The 11,300-nt window shown below is 73.5% G+C and carries 10 protein-coding genes; 4 read left to right on the forward strand and 6 right to left on the reverse strand.

Annotated features, from left to right (window positions below):
* The 5 genes from ABD54_RS22810 to ABD54_RS22830 form a co-directional block, all read right to left on the reverse strand.
* On the reverse strand, window positions 1–1,972 hold a 1,972-nt coding region (locus ABD54_RS22810; RefSeq protein ID WP_047871583.1), incomplete at its 3' end, for a hypothetical protein.
* 166 nt (window positions 1,973–2,138) lie between these two features.
* Complete coding sequence (locus ABD54_RS22815; protein ID WP_047871584.1) at window positions 2,139–3,116, reverse strand: aldo/keto reductase; 978 nt, start codon at window positions 3,114–3,116, stop codon at window positions 2,139–2,141.
* Complete coding sequence (locus ABD54_RS22820; protein ID WP_047871585.1) at window positions 3,116–3,514, reverse strand: MerR family transcriptional regulator; 399 nt, start codon at window positions 3,512–3,514, stop codon at window positions 3,116–3,118. The genes ABD54_RS22815 and ABD54_RS22820 overlap by 1 nt, the downstream gene beginning before the upstream one ends.
* 344 nt (window positions 3,515–3,858) lie before the next feature.
* Window positions 3,859–4,539, reverse strand: a complete 681-nt coding sequence (locus ABD54_RS22825; RefSeq protein WP_047871586.1) for a TetR/AcrR family transcriptional regulator — start codon at window positions 4,537–4,539, stop codon at window positions 3,859–3,861.
* A gap of 33 nt (window positions 4,540–4,572) precedes the next feature.
* Window positions 4,573–5,352: a hypothetical protein gene (locus ABD54_RS22830; protein ID WP_047871587.1), complete on the reverse strand. Its 780-nt coding sequence runs from the start codon at window positions 5,350–5,352 to the stop codon at window positions 4,573–4,575.
* 483 nt (window positions 5,353–5,835) lie between these two features.
* On the opposite strand from ABD54_RS22830, the gene ABD54_RS22835 reads away from it, so the two are divergent.
* Complete coding sequence (locus ABD54_RS22835) at window positions 5,836–7,065, forward strand: acyl-CoA dehydrogenase family protein (RefSeq protein ID WP_047871588.1); 1,230 nt, start codon at window positions 5,836–5,838, stop codon at window positions 7,063–7,065.
* Window positions 7,066–7,160: 95 nt separating this feature from the next.
* Here the strand turns inward: ABD54_RS22835 and ABD54_RS22840 are convergent, their stop codons facing one another.
* Entirely contained in the window at window positions 7,161–8,600 is a 1,440-nt protein-coding gene (locus ABD54_RS22840) for a helix-turn-helix domain-containing protein (RefSeq protein ID WP_047871589.1), read from the reverse strand.
* Window positions 8,601–8,815: 215 nt separating this feature from the next.
* Between ABD54_RS22840 and aceA the strand changes: the two genes are divergently transcribed.
* The 3 genes from aceA (at window position 8,816) to ABD54_RS22855 (ending at window position 11,204) form a co-directional block, all read left to right on the forward strand.
* Window positions 8,816–10,114: an isocitrate lyase gene (gene aceA / locus ABD54_RS22845; RefSeq protein WP_047871590.1), complete on the forward strand. Its 1,299-nt coding sequence runs from the start codon at window positions 8,816–8,818 to the stop codon at window positions 10,112–10,114.
* A 293-nt stretch (window positions 10,115–10,407) separates the two neighbouring features.
* Entirely contained in the window at window positions 10,408–10,662 is a 255-nt protein-coding gene (locus tag ABD54_RS22850) for a DNA primase (protein WP_235432162.1), read from the forward strand.
* 272 nt (window positions 10,663–10,934) lie between these two features.
* The gene (locus tag ABD54_RS22855; protein WP_047871592.1) at window positions 10,935–11,204 is read left to right on the forward strand and encodes a hypothetical protein; all 270 of its coding nucleotides are present in this window, start codon (window positions 10,935–10,937) and stop codon (window positions 11,202–11,204) included.
* Window positions 11,205–11,300 lie beyond the last annotated feature (96 nt).

Genomic DNA, 11,300 nt, shown 5'->3' on the forward strand with positions numbered 1-11,300 from the left:
GGAGGAGGGATTCGGGGGGCGGGGCGGAATCGCCCGCGAGGCTCGCCGTGCCGCCCGTTCCGAAGGTGTCCTGGGACGGGACCGGTGGCGCCTGCGCGTCCACCTCACGCGGGGCTTCGGCCTCGGGCGCGGGCACGGCCGCCTCCGGCCGCGCTCCGTCCGCGAACTCGAACGGGTGCGCGGCGCGACCTCCCGGCGTACCGCTCGCGGGCCCGTTTTCGGACGCTCCGTGGGCGGGCGCGGCCTCGGCCGGCGGCTCCCCGCCCCGGGTCGGGGGCTCGTCGGGCTCCGCAACGGCGCGTCTGCCGCGGCCGAGGAACCGGAAGGTCTCCGGGCCGCTCCGGGAGGCGGGCTTTCCGCCCTCGCGGGACGGTTCCTCCTCCGGTCCGTCGGGGATCGGCGCACCGGCGGACCGGGACCCGCTCCGCTCCGCCTCCTCGCCCGCGGACGCGGACGCGGACCGACGGGGCTCGGGGTCATCGGGCCCGAAGGCGGGGTCAGCCGATCCGCCGGTGCCCGGGACCAGGCGCGGTCTGCGGTGCGGTTCGGGCGCCCCGAAGACACCGGGCCGCTCGGAGGGGTCCTGCGGGACCGCGGACCCCTGTCCCCGGGCAGGGGCTATGCGCGGGTGCGGGCGCGGCGGGGCGTCACCGGGGCCGTCGGTTTCCGGTCCCCGCGGCGGGGGTCCGGACGCGGGTTCGGGCCAGAGCGCCTCGTTGTCCCCGTCCGCCTCGTTGTCCCCATCCGCCTCGCCGTCCCCGAGCCGTCCGCCGCCCGCTCCGGCGGCGGAGGACTCCACGCCCTCATCGGTGATCCCCTTCAGGGAGCGCTGGCCGCCGGGCACACCCGGGTCCGCCTCCAGGCCCGGGCGGCCCACCTGGACGCGGGGCAGGGGGAGAGGCCAGGGGCCGGTCTCCTCCTCCCCCGGGGCCTCGGCCTCGGGCAGGTCGGGCAGGGACTCCCCTCCGTACACGGCGTCCTCGTCCGGCAGCCGTTCGGGTACGGGGACGTCCTCGAACCGCCGGGGCCGCGGGGCGAGCCAGTCGCACAGCAGCGCGCGGCGGTCGGCGAAGGTCGGGGCCTCGGCGATGCCGCGTTCGGCCAGGTGGCGGGCGAGCGCGTCCCCGCCCTCCTCCCGCAGGACGGACACGAGTCCCTCGGCGACCGCGCGGTAGTCGGGGGCCGGGGGCCGCAGGAAGGGCCCGGGCGCGTCGGCGACCGGCGGGACGAAGGCCAGGTGCTGGCCGTCCGAGGTGCCCGGTACCGGTTCGTAGGTGGAGAACGACCAGCTCCACCCGGCCGCGGGGATGGCGCGGGGCGGGGTGAGCACGTCGTGCAGCACCCGGTGCACGCCCCACAGGAAGCGAAGCTGCACCGCCTGCCACAGGTCGGCCCGCTCGGGCGCCAGGGTGATGTGGATCGGCGCGTCGGGCCGGTACAGGGCGGCGGCCACCGCGCCCGCAAGGAGGGGTTCGTCACCGACGGTGGTCTCGGCGGCGCGCCGGTCGCGGGTGCGCAAGGCCCCGGGCGCGGCGGTGCGCTCCCAGGGCTCGGGCGTGGACAGGGTGTCCATGGTCGCCCAGCCCGGCTCAGGGGGGCGGCGCGGGGCCGGGCGGGTGTGGGGGTTCTCGTGCAGGGAGAGCAGCCGCGGCAGGGTCAGGCCGTGCGCGGGCCCGACGATGGCCCAGGCGTGCGCGGACCGGACGTCGCCGGGCCAGCGGTAGACCAGCGCGGCCTGCCCGTCGGGGTAGGCGCGCGCCCAGAGGGTCTCGGGGTACTCCCCCGGGTCGGTGTCGGGCAGCGCGGAGCGGTAGTCGGCGGTGAGCGCGGGGAGGAGGCGGTCCCGCCAGGAGCGCAGGACGGGCTGCTCGGCCTCGTGGAGGGAGGAGGCGGCCGGCCCGGGGCCGAACCGTCCGAGGAGGGTGGGTTCGGCCCAGGCGAAGTGGATCTGGTGGTACGTGCTGTCGGGCAAGTCGCCCCTCCCACGGGTTCGCGGACCGATGCGGCGCGGCCGCTCCGCCGCCACTAGGGAAGGTATCCGGTCAAAGGATGGTGAAAACCGCGCATGAATACATATGAGGTGTTACACGTGGTTTGTCCGGGACTGGTGACCGCCCCCGGCCACGCCCGCCGCCGAGCTACCCCGCCTCGGCCATGCGCCTCCACTGCTCGTCGCTGAGCACCAGGTCGGTGGCCTCGATCGCCTCGTCAAGCTGTTCCAGGGAGCTCACCCCCACCAGCGGCACCACCTTCGGGTCGCCGCCCATCAGCCAGGCGAGCACGACCTGGTTGCGGGTGGCGCCGGTCTCGCGGGCGACGTCGTCCAGGACGGCCAGGCGGGCGGGGGTGCCCGGGTGGTCGTAGGCCCGGTCCAGCCCGGCGGCCTTGTCCGGCCGGGTGTAGGCGCCCCACAGCAGGGATGTGTAGGCGACCAGCGTGTAGTCACGGCCCTCGGCGGTCTCGGCCCGGACGAAGTCCAGGAGTTCCGGCGTGGCGTGCATGTGGCCCGCGGACCGCAGCGGCACGTCGAGGCGGGGCTGGAGGTAGCTGTACCGGTACTGGAGCACCCGGGGGCGCGGCCAGCCACGGGCCCCGGTGACGGCGCGGGCCCTCTCCAGCTTCCAGGCGCGGTGGTTGCTCAGTCCCAACTGGGAGACGGCGCCCTCGTCGACCAGCGCGGCGAAGGCCCCCAGTGTCTCCGTGAGCGGGGTCTCGGGGTCCTCGTTGTGGGCGTAGAGCACGTCCAGGCGGTCCGTGCCCAGGCGCTCGCGGCTGCGCTCGGCGGCCGTCGCCACGGCCCGCGCCGACAGCCCCTCCTTGGTCTCCATCCCGGTGCCGGGCACGGTGGGCTGCGCGCCGAGCTTGGTGGCGATGACCACCTCGTCGGTGACGCCGCGCTCGCGCCGCCACCGTCCCAGGAAGGTCTCGCTCTCGTGCCCCTCGAAGCCCTCCACCCAGAACTGGTAGCAGTCGGCGGTGTCCACGAAGGTGCCCCCGGCCGCCACGAAGCGGTCGAGCAGCGCGGCGGAGGTGGCGTCGTCGGTCTCGCTGCCGAACTTCATCGCGCCCAGGCACAGGGCGCTGACGCGGCGGTCGCCGATGGTGGTGTAGCGCATCAGGAGGTCTCCTCGAGGGGTTCGGGGGCGCGGGCGGCGAGCACGCCGCGGTAGTGGTCGATCTTGTGCTGGATCACCTTCTGGCACCGGCGCATCTCCTCCATGCGCTCGTCCAGCCGCTCCTGGTGGCCCTGGAGCAGGTCCAGGCGGTCGGGAACGGTGTGCTCGCCCTCGCGGATCAGTTCGGCGAACTCGCGGAGCCGGACGATGGGCATGTCGGTCTCACGCAGGCACCGGATCATGTCCAGCAGCTCGACGTCGTCGGCCCGGTAGCGGCGGTGCCCGCTGGGGGAGCGCTCGACCCGGCGCAGCAGCCCCGCCTTCTCGTAGTAGCGCAGGGTGTCCAGGGTGAGGTCGAAGCGCTGCGCGACCTGGCCCGGCGTGTAGTAGTCCCTCATGGACAGCAAGCATGGGACCTGGAGTGCGCTCCAGGTCAAGGGAGAACGAGGAAAAGCCGTCCAAGCCTGTTCTTTGAACCGCTCTCAGCTTGTGGGGGGGTTGGTTCGGGCGCCCACGGGGTTCTGGAGGTGCCGGAGACGGGTTCCCTTGGGAGAACCGCGCCGTAGGCGTCGGTTGAGGGTGGTGGCGGGCGACGGGTGGGCACGAGCGAACCCGCCGCAGGCACCGAAGGTTCCCGTTCTCCGGGCGCCCGGACACAAGAAGGACCGCGCTCAGCGTCCGTTGGGGGTGGTGGCGGGCGACGGGCGGGACGAAGCGGAGCGGAGGCTCAAAAAAACACTGCCTAGGTCCGGCTGGCGCGGATCGCGCCGACCACAGCGGCGGTGAGGTCGTCGATGATCTCCTCCTCCCCGACCCCGGGGTGCTCCAGCCACCACTCCCCCGCCGCCTGCACCATGCCCACGACGGCGTGCGCGACGATCTGGGAGCGCGGGCGCTCGCCGACGCGCCCTTCGGCGACGAGCTGGTCGGCGAGTTCCTCGCCCAGGCGGCGGACCATCATGCCCAGGTCGCCGCGGGTCCGGGAGTCCTCGGAGGTGGCCCGGTCCATCAGGAACCGGTAGAGGTTGAGGTTCTGGGAGATCATCGACAGGTAGGCGCCGACCGTGGCGCGGGCCCGGACCTCGAACCCGGTCTGCTGGTGCAGCTCCTCGCGGATGCGCTCGATGAGCGGGTCCACGTGGCGGCGGGCGAGCGCCCGGTACAGGCCGCCCTTGTCCCCGAAGTGCCGGTACAGGATCGGCTTGCTGATCCCGGCCTCGGCCGCGATGACCACCATCGAAGCGTCCGGGCCGTCGCGCTGGATCACCCGGTCGGCCGCGTCCAGGATGGCGCGGCGCCGCTCGGGGTCGCGTCCGCGCGCGCCCCGCCCCCCGCGCGGGGCGGCCGGGGCCTCCGGCACGGGCGCGCCGGAGGCGTCACTGCTGTCGGTCAGCGCGGTCGGCCGCGCGCGTTCGAGTGCCACAAGGGTTCACCGTAGCGGCTCGCGGCCCCCGGATCAGGCCCGGAGCGCGATCCAGGTGGCCCTCGCCAGGGCCAGGAGGCGGCCCGCGCCGTCGTGGAGGGCGCTGGCGGTCGTGATCTTGCGGCCGTCGACCGCCTCCAGGTACCCCGTCACCACGTGGGCCTCGCCGGTCCGGGGCGTCTCGTCCACGCGGACGGTGATGCGGCCCAGGAGGGCGGGGCGGCCGGAGATGGCGCTGGACCAGCCGCCGGGGCAGTCCAGGGCGGCCCACACCTGGGCGGGGTCGACCGCGCCGGAACCCTGGTCCAGGGACGGGTGCGGGGTCCAGGCGCAGGCGACGGTGTTGCCGACCCCGTCGGGGCCGCTGCCCGGGCTGACGGAACCGGCGAACAGGCGCAGGCCCTCACCCTCGGCGCGTTCGGGGCCGCAGCTGTAGCAGCGCGGGAAGGGGTGGTCGGTCAGGCCCGCGTAGCGCGCCTGGGCCTCGCGGGCCTCGGGCACGGTGACCGGTCCGCCGGGGACGGTGGAGGTGCCGGGGAGGTCGGCGGTCACCGCCTCGGCCACCAGGCGGGCGCCCTCCACCGCGTCGGGGTCGGTCAGGCGCAGGGCGCCCCCGGGGCCGCTCTCCACCGTCAGCGGGCGGCCCAGGGGCGGCGGGGTGCGCAGGGTGACCTGGACTGCCGGTCCGCCGACGGAGGTGAGCCGCGCGGCGAGCAGTCCGGCGGTGTAGCCGCCGTTGCCCGAACCGTCGGGGCCGTTGTATCCGGTGGGGATGGTGAGGGTGGGGGCGCCGTTGCCCGCGGTGGTGTCCATGTGGGCCAGGGTAGAGGTCGGGCGTTCGGACCGGTCAGGGCGGTCCGTTCCGCCGCCGTCCCGGGTCCGGCACCGAGCGGGGCGGGGCGTTCGCGCTCCCGTCGTCGGTTGAGGGGAGGCAGGAGCCGCCCAGGCACAGGAGCACGGGGAGCGCGAGGAGGAGGCGGACGGAGGCCGTCCGCGGGGGCGTGGAGGGAACTCGAACCCGGGGGAAGGGTAGGCCCATGCCCTCGGTCTAGGTCGCGGAGCGCCGCCAGCGCAGGGGTTTCGGCCGCCGAAATCGCCCGGCCACTCTCCGAAGCGCACCGGAGGGCGCCGGGCCGGAGGAGCCGCTCCGCCGCCGGTCGCCGCCGGGGCCCGACGGGCGCCCGGAGCGTCCCGCGCGCGGGCACGGCGTTGTGGCAGGCGAAGCCAACTGTTACCGTTGGTAACATATACTGATCCCCTCCCCCCCGGAGGGCCCCCGACAAAGGATGTGAGCGCATGAGCGAGGCCGCCGCGCCCGGCTTCAGCCTGGAACTGAGCGAGGACGTCCGCGAGGTCCGGGACTGGACCCACGGGTTCGCCGCCGACGTCATCCGCCCCGCCGCCGCCGAGTGGGACGAGCGGGAGGAGACCCCCTGGCCGATCATCCAGGAGGCCGCCAAGATCGGCCTGTACTCCCTCGACTTCTTCGCCGACCAGTGGCTGGAGCCCAGCGGCGTCGGCATCCCCGTGGCCTTCGAGGAGCTGTACTGGGGCGACCCGGGTATCGCCCTGGCCATCACCGGCACCGGCCTGGCCGCGGTGTCCGTCGCCGCCAACGGCACCCGGGAGCAGCTCTTCGAGTGGACGCCGCAGATGTTCGGCACCCCCGACGACATCCGCCTCGCCGCGTTCTGCTCCTCCGAGCCCGACGCGGGCAGCGACGTCTCGGCCATCCGGACCCGCGCCGTCTACGACCAGGCCAAGGACGAGTGGGTGCTCAACGGCACCAAGACCTGGGCGACCAACGGCGGTATCGCCGACATCCACGTCGTGGTCGCCTCGGTGGAGCCCGGGCTCGGCTCGCGCGGGCAGGCCACGTTCATCGTGCCGCCCAACACGCCGGGGCTGAGCCAGGGGCAGAAGTTCGCCAAGCACGGCATCCGCGCCTCGCACACCGCCGAGGTGGTCCTGGACGACGTGCGCGTGCCGGGCTCGTGCCTGCTGGGCGGCAAGGACAAGCTCGACGAGCGCCTGGCCCGCGCCCGCGAGGGCAGGGGGTCCAAGGGCCAGGCCGCGATGAAGACCTTCGAGGCCTCCCGCCCGACGGTCGGCGCGATGGCTGTGGGCTGCGCCCGCGCCGCCTACGAGTACGCCCGCGACTACTCCATCCAGCGCGAGCAGTTCGGCCGCCCGATCGGCGAGAACCAGGGCGTGGCCTTCACCCTGGCCGAGATGGCCACCCGCATCGACGCGGCCCGCCTGCTGGTGTGGCGCGCGGCGTGGATGGCGCGCAACGACAAGGACTTCGACAGCGCGCAGGGCTCGATGAGCAAGCTCTACGCGAGCGAGACCGCCACGTTCGTCACCCAGAACGCGGTGCGCATCCTGGGCGGCAACGGCTACACGAGGGAGTACCCCGTGGAGCGCTGGCACCGCGACGCCACCATCTTCACGATCTTCGAGGGGGCCAGCGAGATCCAGAAGCTCATCATCGGCCGCGCCGTCACCGGCCTGCCGGTGCGCTGACGCACCGGTCCGCCGCCGTACGGCGGCACGCGCGGGGGGAGGGGGTCGGCGCGCGCCGACCCCCTCCCCCCGGCCCACCCCGCCGGATCAGCCGCTCAGTCGTCGCTGTGCTTCTCCAGGAAGGTGTAGACGTCGTGCTCGTCCACTCCCGGGAAGCTCCCCGAGGGCAGCGCCGAGAGCACGTGGGAGTGCGCGCGGGCCGAGGGCCACACGTTGCCCTCCCAGCGCGCGGCCAGGTCTGCCGGCGGGTGCACGCAGCACTCGCCGCTGGGGCAGTTGGACTTGGTGCGGTTGGTGGTCTCGCGCCCGCGGAACCAGCGCGACTCCTTGTAGGGCACGCCCAGGGTGATGGCGAAGTTGCGCTCGCGGCTGGGGTCCACGTGCGCCACGCACCAGTGGGTGCCGTTGGGCTTGTCCGTGTACTGGTAGTAGATCGAGTAGCGGTCCGGTGAGGCGAACACCTGGCGCCCGGACCACTGGCGGCACATGCGCTGGCCCTCGATGGCCCCGGTGTCGTCGGTGGGGAAGACGAGGCCGTCGTTCTCGTAGGCCTTGTAGATGATGCCGGTCTCGTCGTTGCGGATGAAGTGGCAGACCAGGTCCAGGTGGCGGTGGGCCAGGTTGGTGAACCGGTGCGCGGCCATCTCGTAGGAGACCGAGTACACGTCGCGCAGGTCCTCCACCGACAGGTCGCGGGCCTGCTTGGCCTCCTGGAGGTAGCGCACGGCGGTGGACTCGGGGATGAGGACGGCGGCGGCGAAGTAGTTGGCCTCCACCCGCTGGCGCAGGAAGTCGCCGAAGTCGCGCGGCCTGCCGTGGCCCAGCACGACGTGGCCCAGGGTCTGGAGCAGGATCGTGCGCGGGCTGTGCATGCCCAGCGTGGTCTCCCGCTTGAGGTAGATGCGCCGGTTGACGTGGTCGGTGAGGGAGCGGACCGAGCGGGGCAGGTCCTGCACGTACTTGAGGGAGAAACCGTGGTGGGTGGCGATGGCCAGGATCTGCCCCTGGGACAGGGGGCCCGCGGTGTAGTTGACGGCGTCGAGGGTCTGGGCCGCCGCCTTCTCGATTTGCTCGAAGTAGTTGCCGCGCTCGCGCATCTGGCGGCGCAGGTCGGCGTTGGCCCGGCGGGCCTCCTCGGGGGTGGCCGTCGGCTTGGCGGTGCGCCGCCGGAGCTCCCCGTACAGGCCCACGATGTGTTCGAGCACGTCGTTGGGGACCCGCTTGCCGATCCTCAGGTGCGGCAGGTTCAGTTCCTGGTAGAGGGTGTCTCGCTGGGCCTCCTCGACCGCGATCTCCAGTTGCGCGCGGCGGCTCGGGGGCTGCTTGGACAGCAGCTCCTCCACCGAGACGCCCAGCGCCGAGGCCAGGGAGGTGAGGAGGGAGAGCTTGGGCTCGCGCTTGCCGTTCTCCAGCAGGGAGAGCTGGGAGGGGGCCCGGCCGACGCGTTCGCCCAGTTCGGAGAGGGTGAGGCCGCGCGCCCGCCGCAGGTGGCGGAGCCGCTGACCAAAGGTGACGAGATCCAGGTCACCCGTCAAAGACGGTATTTCTTCAGCACCAAAGTACGCCATGGCTTCATGATACGGAAAGAAACGTCGATCTTCGCAAGATTTCGAGTGGAAAAGCCCCGGAAGTTGCCCAAGAATCTAGTTACCGGCGGGGAACTTACCGCTCAGGGCTCACCCCCTGGCTCTGACCCGGCCTTCTCGACCGGTGTGAACACTTGGGGACTACACGTAAGGCGGGAACGAAGATGGGCACCAGCGCTCGACGACAGGAAGCCAGCGCCGAACTCCAGCGCGACTGGGAGACCAACCCCCGGTGGGCCGGTATCGAGCGCACCTACTCCGCCGACGACGTGGTCAAGCTCCGCGGTTCGGTCACCGAGGAGCACACCCTGGCCCGCCGAGGCGCCGAGCGCCTGTGGGACCTGCTCCACACCGAGGACTACGTCAACAGCCTCGGCGCCCTCACCGGCAACCAGGCGGTCCAGCAGGTCCGCGCCGGGCTGAAGGCCATCTACCTCTCCGGCTGGCAGGTCGCGGCCGACGCCAACCTCTCGGGCAACACCTACCCCGACCAGAGCCTGTACCCGGCCAACTCGGTCCCGGCCGTGGTCCGCCGCATCAACAACGCGCTGATGCGCGCCGACCAGATCACCTGGGCCGAGGGCGACGACAGCGCGCCCGAGTGGCTCGCGCCGATCGTGGCCGACGCCGAGGCCGGGTTCGGCGGCGTCCTCAACGCCTACGAACTGATGCGGGGCATGATCGCCTCCGGCGCGGCGGGCGTGCACTGGGAGGACCAGTTGGCCTCCGAGAAGAAGTGCGGCCACCTGGGCGGCAAGGTCCTCATCCCCACCGGGCAGCACGTCAAGACGCTCAACGCCGCCCGCCTGGCCGCGGACGTCGCCGGCGTCCCGTCCCTGGTCATCGCGCGGACCGACGCCCAGGCCGCGACCCTGATCACCAGCGACGTCGACGAGCGCGACCAGCCCTTCATCACGGGCGAGCGCACCGCCGAGGGCTTCTACCGCTTCCGCAACGGCGTCGAGGCCTGCGTGGCCCGCGGCCTGGCCTACGCCCCGCACTCGGACCTGCTGTGGATGGAGACCGCCACCCCGGACCTGGAGGTGGCCCGCGACTTCGCCGAGCGGATCAAGGCCGAGCACCCGGACCAGATGCTGGCCTACAACTGCTCGCCGTCCTTCAACTGGAAGCGCCACCTGGACGACGCGACCATCGCCAAGTTCCAGCGCGAGCTGGGCCACATGGGCTACAAGTTCCAGTTCATCACCCTGGCGGGCTTCCACTCGCTCAACTACTCGATGTTCGACCTGGCCCAGGGCTACGCCCAGAACGGGATGACCTCGTACGTCGAGCTCCAGGAGGCCGAGTTCGCGGCCGAGTCGCGGGGCTACACCGCCACCCGCCACCAGCGCGAGGTCGGCACCGGCTACTTCGACTCCATCAGCACGACCATCTCCCCCGAGGGCAGCACCACGGCTCTCACCGGCTCCACCGAGGAAGACCAGTTCTCAGCGGCTCACTGACACTGGTCTTCGTTCCCAGGAGGCCGTCCCTCCCCGCTTTCGTGGCTGGGGCGGGGCGGGCGGCCTCCGCCCCCTAGCCGTCGGCCATGCGCGCTCCGTGTCACACGCGCATGGCCGGCGGCTCGTCCCGTGCGCGGCGTCCGCCGGGTCCGCCCCCGGTCGTCCCGGGCACGGGCCCGGCCTCCGGAGGGGCGGGGGCGCCCCGGCCCCCGGCGCGGCCGGGTCCTAGGCTGGCCGCTGCACGGGGCCGCGCCCCCGCGGCCCGCCCGCAGATCCGGAGGTCTGGCTTGAAGATGTTCGAACCGCTCCTCACCGCCCTGTCCGCACTGCGCCGGGTACTCGCCGTGGGCGCCCTGGCCACCGTCGTGGTCCTGGGCTCCGCGGCCTGCGACGACCTCATGCCGAACGTGGATGTCGAACAGGGCGACGACGGCGGCGGTGACGGGGACGATGAAGGCGGCGGCGACGACGAGGACGACGAGGACGATGAAGGCGGCGGCGACGACGAGGACGACGAGGACGAGGACGACGGCGGCGACGAGGACTGAGCCCGCGCCCCGCTGACCCGCTGCCGCCGCCGTGCACGCCCCGGGCGGCGGCGCGGGTCGATCGCCCCCTCCTCTCCCGCGCGCGTCCGCCCCCGCCCACGGCCCACCGGACGGCGCAGCCGCGCCACACCGCACCCCGTCACTCTCCGCGCTTTCCTGGCCACGGACGCGGAGCACGCCCTAGGGTGGGTCACGGACGGATAACACACGGCTCGTGCCCCCGCCAGGTTCCGGGCGGCCCCGGCACCAGTCGAGACCCGAGGGAGTCGGCGATGAGTATCGAGGACATCAGCAGGCGGACAGCGACCGCCCTGCGCCGGGCGCTGGCGGGCTCGGCGATCGCCGCCGTGGCCGTGTTCGGCGTCGCGGCCTGTGAGGACCCCGAGGGGGCCGACGCCCCGACCGTGGACACGCCGGGCGACGACCAGGGCGACGAGGACGACGGCGGCCGGGAGAACAACCAGGACGGCGGAGAGGACGACGACGGCGGGAACGAGGACAACGGCGGAGAGGGCGACATGGAGGACAACGACACCGACTGACCGCCCCCGGCGTCGGCACGGCCGCACGCGCCGGAGCGGGACCCCGGGCCGCACCCCGGCGCGTCCTCGGCCCGCCCCGCTCCCCCAGGTCACCGT

It is taken from the genome of Nocardiopsis sp. RV163 (genome assembly GCF_001029525.1).
GTDB lineage: Bacteria > Actinomycetota > Actinomycetes > Streptosporangiales > Streptosporangiaceae > Nocardiopsis > Nocardiopsis dassonvillei.

Bases quoted from the DNA above. Each gene is read 5' to 3' on its own strand.
- ABD54_RS22815 (WP_047871584.1), bottom strand. From the start codon at position 3,116: ATGCGCTACACCACCATCGGCGACCGCCGCGTCAGCGCCCTGTGCCTG.
- ABD54_RS22820 (WP_047871585.1), bottom strand. From the start codon at position 3,514: ATGAGGGACTACTACACGCCGGGCCAGGTCGCGCAGCGCTTCGACCTC.
- ABD54_RS22830 (WP_047871587.1), bottom strand. From the start codon at position 5,352: ATGGACACCACCGCGGGCAACGGCGCCCCCACCCTCACCATCCCCACC.
- ABD54_RS22835 (WP_047871588.1), top strand. From the start codon at position 5,836: ATGAGCGAGGCCGCCGCGCCCGGCTTCAGCCTGGAACTGAGCGAGGAC.
- aceA (WP_047871590.1), top strand. From the start codon at position 8,816: ATGGGCACCAGCGCTCGACGACAGGAAGCCAGCGCCGAACTCCAGCGC.
- ABD54_RS22850 (WP_235432162.1), top strand. From the start codon at position 10,408: ATGTTCGAACCGCTCCTCACCGCCCTGTCCGCACTGCGCCGGGTACTC.
- ABD54_RS22855 (WP_047871592.1), top strand. From the start codon at position 10,935: ATGAGTATCGAGGACATCAGCAGGCGGACAGCGACCGCCCTGCGCCGG.